At 62.7% G+C, this 14,817-nt stretch carries 16 protein-coding genes; 5 read left to right on the forward strand and 11 right to left on the reverse strand.

Going from position 1 to position 14,817, the window contains the following annotated elements:
• Positions 1–6: 6 nt before the first annotated feature.
• On the reverse strand, positions 7–435 hold the full coding sequence (locus tag GV819_RS24000; protein ID WP_161758527.1) for a DUF350 domain-containing protein: 429 nt from the start codon (positions 433–435) through the stop codon (positions 7–9).
• 138 nt (positions 436–573) lie between these two features.
• Positions 574–1,131, reverse strand: a complete 558-nt coding sequence (locus GV819_RS24005; RefSeq protein WP_161758528.1) for a DUF2780 domain-containing protein — start codon at positions 1,129–1,131, stop codon at positions 574–576.
• Between the two features lie 214 nt (positions 1,132–1,345).
• On the opposite strand from GV819_RS24005, the gene GV819_RS24010 reads away from it, so the two are divergent.
• The 4 genes from GV819_RS24010 (at position 1,346) to GV819_RS24025 (ending at position 4,045) form a co-directional block, all read left to right on the forward strand.
• Positions 1,346–1,939, forward strand: a complete 594-nt coding sequence (locus GV819_RS24010) for a fasciclin domain-containing protein (protein WP_161758529.1) — start codon at positions 1,346–1,348, stop codon at positions 1,937–1,939.
• Positions 1,940–1,996: 57 nt separating this feature from the next.
• On the forward strand, positions 1,997–2,641 hold the full coding sequence (locus GV819_RS24015; RefSeq protein ID WP_368668931.1) for a sigma-70 family RNA polymerase sigma factor: 645 nt from the start codon (positions 1,997–1,999) through the stop codon (positions 2,639–2,641).
• Positions 2,638–3,312: an anti-sigma factor gene (locus GV819_RS24020; protein ID WP_161758531.1), complete on the forward strand. Its 675-nt coding sequence runs from the start codon at positions 2,638–2,640 to the stop codon at positions 3,310–3,312. Before GV819_RS24015 ends, GV819_RS24020 begins: the two co-directional genes overlap by 4 nt.
• A gap of 148 nt (positions 3,313–3,460) precedes the next feature.
• Positions 3,461–4,045, forward strand: a complete 585-nt coding sequence (locus tag GV819_RS24025) for a hypothetical protein (protein WP_161758532.1) — start codon at positions 3,461–3,463, stop codon at positions 4,043–4,045.
• A gap of 62 nt (positions 4,046–4,107) precedes the next feature.
• Here the strand turns inward: GV819_RS24025 and GV819_RS24030 are convergent, their stop codons facing one another.
• Positions 4,108–4,428 (reverse strand): type II toxin-antitoxin system YafQ family toxin, encoded by a 321-nt coding sequence (locus tag GV819_RS24030; protein WP_306108856.1) that lies wholly within the window; start codon positions 4,426–4,428, stop codon positions 4,108–4,110.
• A complete protein-coding gene (locus GV819_RS24035) occupies positions 4,388–4,678 on the reverse strand; it encodes a type II toxin-antitoxin system RelB/DinJ family antitoxin (RefSeq protein WP_161758534.1) in 291 nt (96 codons plus the stop codon). The genes GV819_RS24030 and GV819_RS24035 overlap by 41 nt, the downstream gene beginning before the upstream one ends.
• 442 nt (positions 4,679–5,120) lie before the next feature.
• Between GV819_RS24035 and GV819_RS24040 the strand changes: the two genes are divergently transcribed.
• Positions 5,121–5,393, forward strand: coding sequence for a hypothetical protein (locus tag GV819_RS24040; RefSeq protein WP_161758535.1), 273 nt, complete (start codon positions 5,121–5,123; stop codon positions 5,391–5,393).
• Positions 5,394–5,494: 101 nt separating this feature from the next.
• Here GV819_RS24040 and fdhA read toward each other — a convergent pair whose 3' ends face one another.
• From fdhA to glyA, 7 genes are all read right to left on the reverse strand, one after another.
• Positions 5,495–6,694: a formaldehyde dehydrogenase, glutathione-independent gene (fdhA, locus tag GV819_RS24045; protein WP_161758536.1), complete on the reverse strand. Its 1,200-nt coding sequence runs from the start codon at positions 6,692–6,694 to the stop codon at positions 5,495–5,497.
• Positions 6,695–6,880: 186 nt separating this feature from the next.
• Positions 6,881–7,738, reverse strand: coding sequence for a formyltetrahydrofolate deformylase (gene purU / locus GV819_RS24050; protein ID WP_161758537.1), 858 nt, complete (start codon positions 7,736–7,738; stop codon positions 6,881–6,883).
• Between the two features lie 155 nt (positions 7,739–7,893).
• Positions 7,894–8,526, reverse strand: coding sequence for a sarcosine oxidase subunit gamma (locus GV819_RS24055; RefSeq protein WP_161758538.1), 633 nt, complete (start codon positions 8,524–8,526; stop codon positions 7,894–7,896).
• A 135-nt stretch (positions 8,527–8,661) separates the two neighbouring features.
• Positions 8,662–11,679, reverse strand: coding sequence for a sarcosine oxidase subunit alpha (locus tag GV819_RS24060; RefSeq protein WP_161758539.1), 3,018 nt, complete (start codon positions 11,677–11,679; stop codon positions 8,662–8,664).
• Positions 11,676–12,005: a sarcosine oxidase subunit delta gene (locus GV819_RS24065; RefSeq protein WP_161758540.1), complete on the reverse strand. Its 330-nt coding sequence runs from the start codon at positions 12,003–12,005 to the stop codon at positions 11,676–11,678. The genes GV819_RS24060 and GV819_RS24065 overlap by 4 nt, the downstream gene beginning before the upstream one ends.
• Positions 12,006–12,019: 14 nt before the next feature.
• A complete protein-coding gene (locus tag GV819_RS24070) occupies positions 12,020–13,270 on the reverse strand; it encodes a sarcosine oxidase subunit beta family protein (protein ID WP_161758541.1) in 1,251 nt (416 codons plus the stop codon).
• Positions 13,271–13,293: 23 nt separating this feature from the next.
• The gene (gene glyA / locus GV819_RS24075; RefSeq protein ID WP_161758542.1) at positions 13,294–14,547 is read right to left on the reverse strand and encodes a serine hydroxymethyltransferase; all 1,254 of its coding nucleotides are present in this window, start codon (positions 14,545–14,547) and stop codon (positions 13,294–13,296) included.
• Between the last annotated feature and the right edge of the window lie 270 nt (positions 14,548–14,817).

Here is a 14,817-nt window from a genome sequence, read left to right on the forward strand (position 1 = left end):
GCGCCCTCAGACTGATGGGGTCATGCAGGCCGCGTTGAGCAGGCCGACACCGACAGAGACCGAAGCCACCAGGATCGCCGCGGCGTTTTCCTGGTTGGCGATGCGCTGGGACAGCCCCTTGAGGGTCAGGCTGACGACAAAGAACGCCAGCAACTGCACCACCGAGGCGATACCGGCCCAGAGCAGGAAGTCGATGATCGAAATGGAATGGGAAATCGCGCTGGCCACCGGGATTGCAAAGCCCAGCAAGGCGCCGGACAGGGCGATGGCGGCGGCGCTGTTGCCCTGGCGGATCAGGGCGAATTCGTTATAGGGGGTCAGACGCGTGTAGATGAACGCGTAGAGGGCAAAAACCAGGCCGGCGCCCAGCATGTAGAGCATGAAACCGAGCACCGCATCGGCGGGCAGAGACATCTTCAGTGCATCCATGAACATCGCGTTCAAGCTTCCTTGGAAAACGGGGCGCGAGATATAGCACAGGCCCGATTCGGCGAAAACTCCGAGATAGGCACTGCTGCCCGTTTCAAGGATCAAGGGCAGCCCCGACGCACCAGGCGCCGGGGCCCCAGGGCGTTACTTGGCCACGCCCCAGATGCCGCTCAGGCTTTGCAGCAAGGAACCACCGACGCCCTGCTGGCCCAGGTACTGCAGGATCACCGGGGCAAACTGGCCGATCATGCCGCTGTCCATGCCCAGGGCACCAAAGGCGTTGTTCAGGTCATTGGTGTCTTTGACATTGCCCAGGGCACTGTCCAGGCCGGCGGATTGCCCTGAAGACTGGCCGAGCAGGCCGCTCAACGCGCCCAGGCCGTTACTGCCCGAGAGCTTGTCCAGGCCCGGCACGCTTTTGCTCAGTTGCGAATAGTCGGAACCGCTCAGTTGATTCTTCGCCAGGCCAAGCATGGCGCCAGTGCCGCCGATGGCTTGCTGGGGGGTGATATTCAATTGCGAGCCCAGCGAACCCAGCAGGCCGGCGGTTTGTGAAGTCGGTGCTGCAGCAGCGGCCTTGTCGCCACCCTGCATGCCGGAAATGGCATTGGCTGCATCGTTCAGGCTGAAACCGCCGGCCAAAGCCGAACCGGCGGCCAGGGTCATCAGGGTAGCCAGGGCAAAACCGCGTGGAATATTCATCGAAACAACCTCATGGGGCGATAAACCAACCGTGTTCGGGTGGAGGGAAAACAGCCTTTTGACTGGATGTCACCGCGAATGTTCCGAGACGCCTCAAGATCAGTAGCGGCTGTTTGAAATCTAGTTGATAAACCTCGCATCCAGTGTCCGACGGTCTGCGTATATCTCGCACGGACAGAAAATGCCTGGCCGCTTTCCCACAAGGATCACCACCATGAAGCGCAATTCGATCAAGACTCCGTTGATTGCCAGCTTGTTGACCCTGAGCCTTGCCAGCGGCCTGGCCATGGTCACCGCCCAGGCTGCCGAAATCAGCCACGACACCGTGATGGTCGGCGGCCAGGCCATGCTGCCGGCCAAGGACATCATCGATAACGCAGTCAACTCCGCCGATCACACCACCCTGGTGGCCGCAGTCAAAGCCGCCGGGCTGGTCCAGACCTTCAAGGGCAAAGGGCCGTTCACCGTATTCGCCCCCGTCAACTCGGCCTTCGCTGCGTTGCCCGCCGGCACAGTCGACACCCTGCTCAAGCCGGAGAACAAGGCCACCCTGAGCCACATCCTCAGCTACCACGTGGTGGCCGGGAAACTGGACATGATGGAGCTGGCCAAACGCATTCAGGCTGGCGGCGGCAAGGCCGAACTGACCACGGTCGCCGGCGGCAAGCTGTGGGGGATGATGAATGGCCCGCACAACATCCAGATCAAGGATGAAAAAGGCGGCGTCGCCGACATCACCACCTACGATGTGTACCAGTCCAATGGCGTGATTCAGGTCATCGACAAAGTACTGCTGCCAAAAAGTTGAGCCATGGGTGCCGGCCCCTAGGCATCGGGGCCGGCCTCTGCCATGAGGTAGATGATCGTGAATGGAACAACGGCCCACCCTGGACTAATCTCTGGCGGCACCTGCCGTTGCCAGCCGTTGTCCATCCTCTTGTCACTCGCCAGGAGAACCGCCATTTCCACCCTCGACCCTGATCAGCTCAGGCACCTGCTGGCCCAGTGTTCACTGGGTGATCGCCGCGCCTTTGAAACCCTGTATCGCAGCGTTGCCCCACGCCTGCACGGCATCGCCCTGCGTTTCATGGGACGTCGCGACCTGGCAGAGGAAGTGCTGCAGGAAAGCTTCGTGCGTATCTGGAACAACGCCTCGCGCTACCAGTCGCACTTGTCCGCGCCCTTGACCTGGATGATCAACATCACCCGCAACCAGGCCATCGACCAGCTGCGCAAACACCGCGAACGGCCCTTGGCCGAGCATGAAGAGCAACAACTGGTGGATACAACGCCCTCGGCCCACGATCAATTGCACAGCGCCCGCGAAGCCCAGGCCCTGAACCGCTGCCTGGAAAGCCTGGAAGGCATGCAGCGCCAGTCCATCACCGTGGCCTACTTCCAGGGCCTGTCCTGCTCGGAGCTGGCAGAACACCTGGCCGCGCCCCTGGGCTCGGTGAAATCCTGGATTCGACGAGGCATGGAGCGCCTGCGCAGGTGCCTTGAATCATGAACTATCAAACCCCTGAACGGCGCCGCGCCCTGGCTGCCGACTACGCCATCGGCCTGATGCAAGGTGCTGCCCGCCGACATTTCGAGAGGCTGTTGCTGGACGATGCCGCCCTGCGAGAAGAACTGGCGAAATGGCAGGAAAGCCTCGCCAGCCTGACCGAGGCCATCCCCGAGCAGGGCGTGCCGGAACACCTGTGGCAGGCCATCCAGGCGCGCATCGAACCCCAGGTCCTGCATGTACCGAAGAAGAATCCACTGTGGATGCGCCTGCGCCTGGCGGTTGCCACCTGCGCAGTGCTGGCAACCCTGTACATCGGTTTCATTCACCAGAGCGACAGCGTGCGCTACAGCGCTACCCTGCTCAGCGCCGATCAACAGCCGGCCTTGCAGATCAAGGCCCATGCCCAGTACCTGCAAGTCGAACCCTTGACCCTGGCCGCCGTCGGCCTGGACCGCAGCCTGGAGCTCTGGGCGATCCCCGCCGATGGCCAGCCGATTTCCCTGGGCGTGGTGCCCGTGGGAGGCAAAGGCAAGATCAACCTGAGCCCGGCTCAGCGCGAACTGCTGGGCACCCCGATCGCCCTGGCGGTGAGCCTCGAACCCCACGGCGGCTCGCCTACCGGACAACCCACCGGGCCGGTGCTGTACCAGGGGCAATTGGCGGCGCTCTGACGGGCGTCTTCGCCGGCAAGGCTTGGCTTGTGTAGGAGCTGGCTTGCCAGCGAAGCAGCCAACGCTAAACTCCCCTGCCCACTCACCAACAGGGTCTGCGCCAGCCTGAGGTTGCCGCGCGAGCCCCACACACCTTTCGGCGTCTCAAGTGAAACCATCCCCCATCAGAGCGACTCTCTACGGCTGCATCGCCCTGGCCCTGGCCATCCCCCTCGTCATCTGGACCCTCGGCCGCCCCGTCGACGGCAACCGCTGCACGGACGCGACCCGAGCCTCCGGCCCCCTGACCGAGGTCATCAGCCAATACTTCCAGGAGACCCACGGCGCCGCCTGGCAAGAGGAAATCAGCTCACTGATCATTCTCGAAGTCCCGGAGGCCCAAGCTCTGGCTCGCCAGGCCCAGGCCCACTACTGCGAAGCCCTGGGCCTGCTGGAAAACCCGCAACGAGCGCCCACGGAAAAATTTCATACCGCAGTGCTGATGCTCTCACTGCCCATCGACTACTACCTGGACTTCATGGACCGCAGTCACACGCTGTATCAGCGCGGGCTCATCGATCGATCAGTCCTCACCATGGTGCTGCTCCCAAGAAGCACGGCGCTGAATTACTGGTGGCTGCCCCAGTGGCGGTCACGCTTCCTGCGGGATGCGCCAGGGATTTTTAGCGATGCCCACATGGAGGAGATCCTGAGTGGGGAACACTGGTTCGACTACCCGGGCCGGGGTTACTGATCGAGCCTGGTTCGCAGGCAACGAAAAGCCCGCCAATCGGCGGGCTTTTCAGTCGGAATGAATTATCTGAACAACTCGGCATGGCTGCCCAGGTCGACAAAGGTCACAAGACCCGCTCGGGCAACGTCATAAATCAGCAGAAAGTCGCCACCAATATGACACTCCCTGAAACCGTCCCACTCCCCCTTCAGCGCATGATCGAGGTACTGCGCCGGTAGCGGCTCCCCCAGGAACAGCATCACCATGACCGTGCGGACTTCGTGCATGTCACGACGCCCTGCGCGCTGGTAGCGCTCCCAGGACTTTTTGAACTCCGGCGTTTGTGCGCATTGCCTGGGCAGGTCAGCGCGCTTGGGTTTCCTCTCCGGCTTCGCCATCAGCATCCCTCAACATGTCGTCAATCGAGTCGTACTGACGACGAATCTCACGCGCCTGCGCCATGGCACGAGCGGTTTTCTCCGATGGGACACGCACTTCGAAAGGCAGCCCCTGCACGGCCACAACCTGACGCAGGAAAAGACGCATGGCATCGCTCAGGCTCAGCCCACAGGCATTGAGCACAGCAGTGGCACTCACCTTCAAATCCTCGTCTATGCGGCAACGCACGTCAGTGGTTTTCAGTAATGCAGCCAAGGTATCACCTCTATTAGTTGTTTGTAGCTACTTTGTGGCTACGTTTTTCCATTCTGCGAGGTCGACTCTTTGCGGTCAACCGATTTCAGTGGACCCGACTCGTGAACAAGACCTCGTGCACGTTCAGAGACGCAACGGCGGACGAAACCTCCTACAAGACATCCGCCCCCAACGCCTTGCTGCCTCACGTACCGGCGGCTTATAGTCCCCCGGTCGCTCAAATAGCGACCGGGTTTGGCGACCCGATGAACTACGGTCAGAAGCGTCCTGCTTTGTTGGCAGGACGTTCTGCACCCGCAACGTTGCCGTTATGGCAGCTGTGCGTGGGAGACCTTCAGGTCTGCCGGTTACGTGTTCCCGGTTCGCCAACCTGCGTACAGCTGCCACCCATCGTTTGGCGACGAATCAGTGGCGGTTCTCACTGAACTGCGGAGAACTTTCCATGAACCGTTACATGCCGATCACCGGCCACGACTGCCACGTTCCCTCCCTACTGATCGACACCCAGGCGCCGCTGGACGTGCTGCATGAGGCCGCCGCCTTCCGTATCCGCGCCGTGACCCAGGTGCTGGAGCAACTGGCCTTGAGCGATGCGCTGGGCAAGAACCCGGTACTGGCCCAGGAGTTGGCCCAGCTCTGCGCCATTCCCCTGCGTGATGGCTGCGACCTAATGGATGTGCTGGGACGGCGCTTGCGCGCAATACTGATCGCCTGATTGAAAGTGCCCTCGCCCCAGAAGAAAAAACGCCGCCTTCCCGGCAAGAGAAGGCGGCGTTTTCCGTTACTGACAGGCCTCAGCCCAAAGGTCGACTGTCCTCAGGCGGCGCTGAACAGCTTGTGCGGGTCGATGACGAATTTCTTCGGCACGCCGGCGTCGAACTCGCCATAGCCACGCGGGGCGTCGTCGAGGCTGATGACCTGCACCCCCACCACTTCGGCAATGTTGATGCGATCCCACATGATCGCCTGCATCAGTTGGCGGTTGTACTTCATCACCGGGGTCTGGCCGGTGTGGAAGCTGTGGGACTTGGCCCAGCCCAGGCCGAAACGGATGCTCAGGCTGCCGATCTTCGCTGCGGCGTCCACGGCGCCCGGGTCTTCGGTGACGTACAGGCCGGGAATACCGATCTTGCCCGCCACACGCACAACCCCCATCAGCGAGTTGAGCACGGTGGCCGGGGCTTCGTGCTGGGCACCGGCATGGCCGTGGCCACGGGCTTCGAAGCCTACGGCGTCCACTGCGCAGTCGACTTCCGGCTCACCCAGCAAATCGGCGATCTGTTCGTGCAGTGGGGTGTCCTTGGACAGGTCGGCAATTTCAAAGCCCTGGGCCTTGGCGTGGGCCAGGCGCACCGGGTTGACGTCACCGACGATCACCACCGCGGCCCCCAGCAAGCGCGCGGACGCCGCAGCGGCCAGCCCCACCGGGCCGGCACCGGCCACGTAGACGCTGCTGCCCGGACCAACACCGGCCGTCACGGCACCGTGGTAGCCAGTAGGCAGGATGTCGGAGAGGCAGGTCAGGTCGCGGATTTTCTCCATGGCCTTGTCGCGATCCGGCAGTTTCAGCAGGTTGAAGTCGGCGTAAGGCACCAGTACATATTCGGCCTGGCCACCGGTCCAGTCGCCCATGTCGACATAGCCATAGGCACCGCCGGCGCGGGCCGGGTTGACGGTCAGGCAGACCCCGGTGTGTTGCTCCTTGCAGGAACGGCAGCGCCCGCAAGCAACGTTGAATGGCACGGAAACCAGATCACCGAGCTTCAGGTTCTCGACGTCGCTGCCCTTCTCGATCACCTCGCCAGTGATTTCATGGCCGAGCACCAGGCCGACCTGGGCGGTGGTACGGCCGCGGACCATGTGTTGGTCCGAACCGCAGATATTGGTGGAGACCACGCGCAGGATGACCCCATGTTCGATCTTCTTGCCGCGCGGGTCCTGCATTTTTGGATAGTCGATTTTCTGTACCGCGACCTTGCCGCCGCCCAGATACACGACACCACGATTACCAGACATGCTTTCACCTCGCTGTTGTTGTTATGGAACCGCGTTACCCAAAGGGGGAACACGTGGATTGCTCGGGTACAGATGCTGTTTCGTTTTCACAATCGCTTTCGCGAGCAAGCTCGCTCCTACGGGAGTCACACCATCCTTGTAGGAGCGAGCTTGCTCGCGAAGGGCTGCGCAGCAGCCCCTAAATCATCAGAGCACCACCGTCCGGTTGCCGTTCAAGAACACCCGCCGCTCGATGTGATAACCCACCGCCCGAGCCAGGGTCAGGCCTTCGATATCCCGGCCCTTGGCGATCAGGTCTTCGGGGTAATAGCTGTGGTCCACCACCTCCACGCCCTGGGCGATGATCGGGCCTTCGTCCAGGTCGTTGTTGATGTAGTGCGCCGTGGCGCCCACCAGCTTCACGCCCTTGTTGTAGGCCTGGTGATAAGGCTTCGCACCCTTGAACCCCGGCAGCAGCGAGTGGTGGATGTTGATCGCCTTGCCATCGAGCTTGCGGCACAGCTCCGGCGACAGCACCTGCATGTAGCGGGCAAGGATCACCAGCTCGGCGCCGGACTCCTCGATCACCTGCCACACCTGGCGTTCCTGGGACGGCTTGTCATTGGGGTCGAGGGGGAAGTGGTGGTAGGGAATCTGATGCCAGTCGGCCAGAGGCTTGAGGTCCGGGTGGTTGGACACCACCGCCACCACGTCCATGGGCAACTGGCCGATGCGCTGGCGATAGAGCAGGTCGTTGAGGCAGTGGTCGGCCTTGGAGACCATGATCACCACCTTCGGCCGGTAATGCGGCGCGGTCAGTTCGAAGTTCATCGCGAAGGCCTTGGCCCGCTCGGCCAGGCCCTGGCGGAAGCCTTGTTCGTCGAGGCCATCGGGCTGGCGGAACTCCACACGAATGAAGAAGCGGCCCGAGAGCCGGTCGTCGAACGAGTGGTGCTCGGTGACGTAGCAGCCCTGCTCGAACAGAAAGCGGGTCACCGCGTCCACCGTGCCGAGCACGCTGGGGCAGTCGGCGGTGAGGATCCAGGTATCGGGGGCGCGGCTCATACGGGATAACTCCTGTTCGTTAAGGCAACCGCAGCGCGGTCGATTCTCTGTAGGAGCGAGCTTGCTCGCGAAGGACGGATGTCCCGCAAGACCATAGCGCCCTTGGATCTTTCGCGAGCAAGCTCGCTCCTACCGATCAAAGCCAAAGCCGGGCGTCAGGCCTGGACGCTCAGGCCGTATTCGGCCGCGGCATCCTGCAGCCACAGCCACCAGTAATCGGAGAAACTGCGGCGAATCAGCAGTTCCCAGGTGTCTTCAGCGGTGTGGCGGATCACCAGTTGCGACTTGGCGAACACCGTGCCCACCGCCTTGCCCACGGGGAAGTTATTGGGGTGCACGTCGTAGCTGGTGGATTTCATCAGCACCTGGCGCACATTGGGGCCGGACAGTTCGAGGATCTGCTGGCCGCCGCTGACGTTGACGATCTGGATATGCAGCTCGCCCAGGGCCGCGCGCAGGTTCTGCTCGGCGGCAAACTCTTCGCCGCTGGGCACGATCAGCAGCCACTCATCCGGGCCCAGCCATTGCAAGCTGGTTTCACCCTTGATGATGACGCTCAAGGCACCCGGCAATTCGATGCCCAGGGCCTTGTGCACGCCGGCGGCGAAGGCCGGATCATGGCCGTCGCCACGGATCGTCAGATGGCCGAGGAGTTTCTTCTCGCGCAGGGTGACCCCGGCGTTCTTGCGGCCCTTGCCCACCAGGCTCGGCAGGTCGGCGTGGTGCAACGACGACTCGGCCTTGGCTCCGGTGGTGGGGCGCTGTTGGTAAACGTTGACTGCGGTCATAGAGCACCTGTCCTGAATTCTGTTGATAACACCCTGTAGAAGCCGGCTTGCCGGCGAAGAGGCCCTTGAGCCTTGTGCCAGCCCTGAGGCCGCCTTCGCTGGCAAGCCAGCTCCTACACAAGCCAGCTCCTGGCCCTAAATGTTCTGGCGATCGCCCTTGGGATCGAAGAACACCGAGGAAACGATTTCCGCCTCGATCACCCGGCCATCGGCCAGCGGCGCGAAGACCCGCTCGCCCAGGCGCTTGAGCCCGCCCTTGACCACACCCAGGGCAAAGGAATAACCCAGGGAGTTGTGGGCATAGCTGGAGGTCACGTGGCCGACCATGGTCATCGGGATCGCCTGCTTGGGGTTGAACACCAGCTGCGCGCCTTCCGGCAGCCATTGGCTCGGGTCGATCGGCTTGAGGCCCACCAGTTGCTTGCGCTGGTCACGCACGCAGTCTTCGCGGTTCATCCCGCGCCAGCCGATCCACGAGAACGGCTTGGTCCGCCCCACGCACCAGCCCATGTTGAGGTCGTCCGGGGTCATCGAACCGTCGGTATCCTGGCCGACGATGATGAAGCCCTTCTCGGCCCGCAGCACGTGCATGGTCTCGGTGCCGTAGGGGGTCAGGTTGTATTTCTTGCCAGCCTCGACGATCTGTTCCAGCACGCCCATGGCGTAGTCGGCCTGGATGTTGACCTCATACGACAGCTCACCGGTAAACGAGATGCGGAACACCCGGGCCGGCACGCCGCCCACCAGGCCTTCCTTCCAGGTCATGAACGGGAAGCCGTCCTTGTCCAGGTCGATGTCGGTGACTTCGCTGAGCAGCTTGCGGCTGTTCGGCCCGGACAGGGTCATGGTCGCCCAGTGGTCGGTGACCGAGGTGAAGTACACCTTCAACTCTGGCCATTCGGTCTGCTGATAAATCTCCAGCCACTGCAGAACCCGCGCAGCACCGCCGGTGGTGGTGGTCATCAGGAAATGGTTGTCGGCCAGACAGGCCGTGACGCCGTCGTCGAAGACCATGCCGTCTTCCTTGCACATCAGGCCGTAGCGGGCCTTGCCGACGTCGAGCTTGGTCCACGCGTTGCTGTAGATACGGTTGAGGAATTCCCGGGCATCCGGGCCCTGGATATCGATCTTGCCCAGGGTCGAGGCGTCCAGCAGGCCGACGCTGTCGCGTACTGCCTGGCATTCGCGCTTGACCGCGGCATGCAGGTCTTCGCCGTTCTTCGGGAAGTACCAGGGGCGTTTCCACTGGCCGACATCTTCGAACTCGGCGCCATTTTTCAGGTGCCAGTGATGCAGCGCGGTGAAACGCACCGGCTCGAAAATGTGCCCGCAGTGACGGCCGGCTACGGCGCCGAAGGTCACTGGGGTGTAGTTCGGCCGGAACATGGTGGTGCCCATCTGCGGGATGCTCACGTTCAGCGAGCGGGCCGCGATGGCCAGGCCGTTGACGTTGCCGAGCTTGCCCTGATCGGTACCAAAACCCAGGGCGGTGTAGCGCTTGACGTGCTCCACCGACTCGAAGCCTTCGCGGGTCGCCAGTTCGATGGCGGCGGCGGTGACGTCGTTCTGCAGGTCGACGAACTGCTTCGGTGCACGGGCGGTGCCTTTTTCATGGGGCACCTGGAACAGCGCCAGCGTCGGCTCTTCCAGACGGCTCAAGGCTTTCGGCAACAGGCCTTCCACCGCCTTGAACCCGGCTTCGCTGGCTGCGCGCACGCCGCCTTCAAAACCGTCGGCCAGGGAATCACCAAGGCCGTAGACACCGTTGATGCCACCGACACACACGCGCTTCTGCGGAGCTTCGCCCGGTACGAAACCGAGGATGTCTTCACGCCAGGTCGGCTTGCCGCCCAGGTGCGAAGCCAGGTGCACCACTGGGCTGTAGCCGCCGGAGCTGGCAATCAGGTCGCAATCGAGCCACTCGCCCGGGCTGGTGACCTTGTGCGCCTTGACATCGATGGCCGCGACGCGAGCGCCGGTCACATGCTTGCTGCCACGGGCTTCGATCACGGCACTGGAAGTGAGGATGCGAATGCCCTTGGCACGGGCTTCTTCCACCAGCGCGCCGCGCGGGTTATGCCGCGCATCGGCAATAGCCACCACTTGCAGGCTGGCGTCGAGCCAGTCCAGGGCCACGCGATAGGCGTGATCATTGTTGGTGGTCAGCAGCAGTTTCTTGCCCGGCGCCACGCCATAACGACGCACGTAGACCGACACCGCACCGGCCAGCATGTTGCCCGGCACATCGTTGTTGCCATAGACCAGTGGACGCTCGCAGGCACCGGTGGCGAGCACCACCCGCGTAGCGCGAACACGGTGGATGCGCTGGCGCACCTGGCCGATCGGCGCACGGTCACCGAGGTGATCGGTGAGGCGCTCGTGAATGGTCAGGAAGTTATGGTCGTGGTAGCCGTTCACCGTGGCCCGTGGCAGCAGGGTCACTTCCGGCAGGGCCTTGAGCTCAGCGATGACGCTGGCAACCCACTCGGCCGCCGGCTTGCCGTCCAGGCTTTCGCGGCTGTCCAGCAGGCTGCCGCCGAACTCTTCCTGCTCGTCCGCGAGGATCACCCGCGCACCGCTGCGCGCTGCAGCCAGGGCTGCCGCCAGACCGGCCGGGCCGCCGCCGACGATCAACACGTCGCAATGACGGTTCATGTAGTCGTAGGTATCCGGATCGTTCTCGGTCGGTGAACGACCCAAGCCTGCCGCCTTGCGGATGTACTTCTCGTAGGTCATCCAGAACGATTGCGGGTACATGAAGGTCTTGTAGTAGAAACCCGGCGGCATCAGCTTGCCGCCGACCTTGCCGAGAATCCCCATCATGTCGTTGTTCACGCTCGGCCAGCCGTTGGTGCTGGTGGCGACCAGACCTTGATACAGCGCCTGTTGCGTGGCGCGTACGTTGGGGATCTGGGTGGCTTCGGTGGCGCCGATCTGCAGCACCGCGTTCGGCTCTTCAGCACCGGAGGCAAAGATGCCCCGTGGCCGGGAGTACTTGAAGCTGCGGCCGATGATATCGACGCCATTGGCCAGCAGCGCAGCGGCCAGGGTGTCGCCCTCAAAGCCTTTGTAGCCCTGGCCGTTGAAGGTGAAACTCAACACCTTGTTGCGGTCGATCCGTCCACCGTTGGACAGGCGATTGCTCTGGCTCATACCTTCTCTCCCAGCGCCGTGGTGGCCGCTTTCGGGCTCTCGGTCTTGTCGGTGAATTGCGGTTTACTGCCAATCTTGTAGGTTTCGAGAATCTCGTAGGTCACGGTGTCGCGGGTGGCGTTGAAGTACTGGCGGCAACCGGCGGCGTGAATCCACAACTCGTGGTGCAATCCACGCGGGTTATCGCGGAAGAACAGGTAGTCGCCCCACTCCTCGTCGGTGCAGGCATTGGGGTCCAGCGGGCGCGGGATGTGCGCTTGGCCGGAGCCGTGGAATTCCTCTTCGGAGCGCAGCTCAAAGCAGTGAGGACAGAAGATATGCAACATAGAGGTGCCTCCTGTTAGTGGGCGACAGCGGCAGCGCCGTGTTCGTCGATGAGCGCGCCGTTGTGGAAACGGTCAATGGCGAAAGGCGCCGCCAACGGGTGCATTTCACCCTTGGCCAGACTCGCGGCAAACACGTTGCCCGAACCCGGCGTAGCCTTGAAGCCACCGGTGCCCCAGCCACAGTTGAAGAACATATTCGGCACCGGGGTCTTGGAAATGATCGGGCAGGCGTCTGGCGTGGTATCGACGATGCCGCCCCACTGGCGGTTCATGCGCACCCTGGAGAGGATCGGGAACATCTCGACGATGGCCTGGATGGTGTGCTCGATCACCGGGTAAGAACCGCGCTGGCCATAACCGACCCAGCCGTCGATACCGGCACCGATCACCAGGTCGCCCTTGTCGGATTGACTGATGTAGCCATGCACCGCGTTGGACATGATCACGCTGTCGATGATCGGTTTGATCGGCTCCGACACCAGCGCCTGCAGCGGGTGCGATTCGATTGGCAGGCGGAAACCGGCAAGCTTGGCCATGTGCCCGGAGTTGCCGGCGGTGACCACGCCGACGCGCTTGGCGCCGATAAAACCCTTGTTGGTTTCAACACCGATGCACACGCCGTTTTCCTTGCGGAAGCCGATCACTTCGGTCTGCTGGATCAGGTCCACGCCCAGGGCGTCGGCGGCCCGGGCAAAACCCCAGGCCACGGCGTCGTGACGGGCCACGCCACCGCGTCTTTGCACGGTGGCGCCGAGTACCGGATAACGGGTGTTCTTCGAGCAATCCAGGTAGGGAATCTCGTCCGCCACCTGCTGGGTATTGAGCAGTTCGCCGTCGATGCCGTTGAGGCGGTTGGCGCTGACCCGGCGCTCGGAGTCACGGATGTCCTGCAGGGTGTGGCATAGGTTGTAGACCCCACGCTGGGAGAACATCACGTTGTAGTTGAGGTCCTGGGACAGGCCCTCCCACAGTTTCATCGCGTGTTCGTAGAGTTGCGCCGACTCGTCCCACAGGTAGTTGGAACGCACGATGGTGGTGTTGCGCGCGGTGTTGCCGCCGCCCAGCCAGCCTTTTTCCACCACCGCAACGTTGGTGATGCCGTGCTCCTTGGCCAAATAGTAGGCGGTCGCCAGGCCGTGCCCGCCACCGCCAACGATGACCACGTCATAGACTTTCTTCGGGGTCGGCGTGCGCCACATGCGCTGCCAGTTTTCATGGTGGCTGAGAGAGTGCTTGAAGAGGCCGAAGCCTGAATAGCGTTGCATAGTCATTGCTCCAGTTGCGGCTCTCAGCGGTAAACCGGGAAATCAGCGCACAGGGTCGCCACCTGGCGGGCGACATTGGCCTCGACGTCGGCATCACCGAGGTGGTCGAGAATGTCGCAGATCCAGCCGGCCAGTTCAGTGCACTGGGCGACCTTGAAACCGCGGGTGGTGACTGCCGGGGTGCCGATGCGCAGGCCGGACGTCACGAACGGCGACTGCGGATCGTTAGGCACAGCGTTCTTGTTCACGGTGATGTGGGCACGGCCCAGAGCGGCATCCGCCTCTTTGCCGGTCAAGCCTTGACGGATCAGGCTGACCAGGAACAGGTGGTTGTCGGTGCCGCCGGACACTACATCGTAGCCGCGTTTGATAAATACGCCGGCCATCGCCTGAGCGTTGTCGATCACTTGCTTCTGATAGGCCTTGAAGCTCGGCTCCAGCGCCTCCTTGAAGCACACGGCCTTGGCCGCGATCACATGCATCAACGGGCCGCCCTGGCCGCCGGGGAATACTGCGGCGTTGAATTTCTTTTCCAGCTCTTCATTGGCCTTCGCCAGGATCAGCCCGCCACGGGGACCGCGCAGGGTCTTGTGAGTGGTGGTGGTGACCACGTCGGCGTAAGGCAGCGGGTTCGGATACAGGCCGGCTGCGACCAGACCGGCAACGTGCGCCATATCGACAAACAGGTAGGCACCGACCTTGTCGGCAATCTGCCGGAAGCGCGGGAAGTCCAGGGTCTTGGAATAGGCCGAGAACCCCGCAATGATCATTTTCGGCTGATGTTCCACCGCCAGGCGCTCGACCTCGTCGTAGTCGATCAACCCGGTGTCGGTATTGATGCCGTACTGCACGGCGTTGTACAGCTTGCCGGAGAAACTCACCTTGGCACCGTGGGTCAAGTGACCGCCGTGGGCCAGGCTCATGCCCAGCACGGTGTCGCCAGCCTGCAACAGGGCCAGGAACACCGCAGCGTTGGCCTGACTGCCGGAGTGTGGCTGGACGTTGGCGTAATCGGCGCCGAACAGCTGCTTGGCGCGCTCGATGGCCAGGGCCTCGACCTTGTCCACGTGCTCGCAACCACCGTAGTAGCGCTTGCCCGGATAGCCTTCGGCGTACTTGTTGGTCAGGCCGCTGCCTTGCGCCTGCATCACCCGCTTGCTGGTGTAGTTCTCCGACGCGATCAGCTCGATGTGATCTTCCTGGCGTTGCTCCTCGGCATTGATCGCCGCCAGCAGTGCATCGTCGTAACCCTGGATCTGATCTTGCTTGCTGAACATCACGTCTCTCCCAGCGGCGGCGGTGCGCCTTTCGTCTCGGTGAGGCCAGCCCGCAAGCTGTGCCCTTTGGATGCGATGGTATGACCGGGACGGCGAACCCAAATGCCTATGGACGCCACGCAAAGGTGCGTTTACGACATGCCCTGGCGCCCACGGACAAATGCCAGCCCGCGCCACCTGTCAACGGCTCTGGATCGGGCCTGTCCCCGCCTCCCCCGCCCCGTAGGAGCTGGCTTGCCGGCGAAGAGGCCCTCAAGCCCTGCACAAATC

Source organism: Pseudomonas sp. Fl5BN2 (assembly GCF_009908205.1).
Lineage (GTDB): Bacteria > Pseudomonadota > Gammaproteobacteria > Pseudomonadales > Pseudomonadaceae > Aquipseudomonas.

Bases quoted from the DNA above. Each gene is read 5' to 3' on its own strand.
- GV819_RS24000 (WP_161758527.1), bottom strand. From the start codon at position 435: ATGTTCATGGATGCACTGAAGATGTCTCTGCCCGCCGATGCGGTGCTC.
- GV819_RS24005 (WP_161758528.1), bottom strand. From the start codon at position 1,131: ATGAATATTCCACGCGGTTTTGCCCTGGCTACCCTGATGACCCTGGCC.
- GV819_RS24010 (WP_161758529.1), top strand. From the start codon at position 1,346: ATGAAGCGCAATTCGATCAAGACTCCGTTGATTGCCAGCTTGTTGACC.
- GV819_RS24020 (WP_161758531.1), top strand. From the start codon at position 2,638: ATGAACTATCAAACCCCTGAACGGCGCCGCGCCCTGGCTGCCGACTAC.
- GV819_RS24030 (WP_306108856.1), bottom strand. From the start codon at position 4,428: ATGCTGATGGCGAAGCCGGAGAGGAAACCCAAGCGCGCTGACCTGCCC.
- GV819_RS24040 (WP_161758535.1), top strand. From the start codon at position 5,121: ATGAACCGTTACATGCCGATCACCGGCCACGACTGCCACGTTCCCTCC.
- fdhA (WP_161758536.1), bottom strand. From the start codon at position 6,694: ATGTCTGGTAATCGTGGTGTCGTGTATCTGGGCGGCGGCAAGGTCGCG.
- purU (WP_161758537.1), bottom strand. From the start codon at position 7,738: ATGAGCCGCGCCCCCGATACCTGGATCCTCACCGCCGACTGCCCCAGC.
- GV819_RS24055 (WP_161758538.1), bottom strand. From the start codon at position 8,526: ATGACCGCAGTCAACGTTTACCAACAGCGCCCCACCACCGGAGCCAAG.
- GV819_RS24060 (WP_161758539.1), bottom strand. From the start codon at position 11,679: ATGAGCCAGAGCAATCGCCTGTCCAACGGTGGACGGATCGACCGCAAC.
- GV819_RS24065 (WP_161758540.1), bottom strand. From the start codon at position 12,005: ATGTTGCATATCTTCTGTCCTCACTGCTTTGAGCTGCGCTCCGAAGAG.
- GV819_RS24070 (WP_161758541.1), bottom strand. From the start codon at position 13,270: ATGCAACGCTATTCAGGCTTCGGCCTCTTCAAGCACTCTCTCAGCCAC.
- glyA (WP_161758542.1), bottom strand. From the start codon at position 14,547: ATGTTCAGCAAGCAAGATCAGATCCAGGGTTACGACGATGCACTGCTG.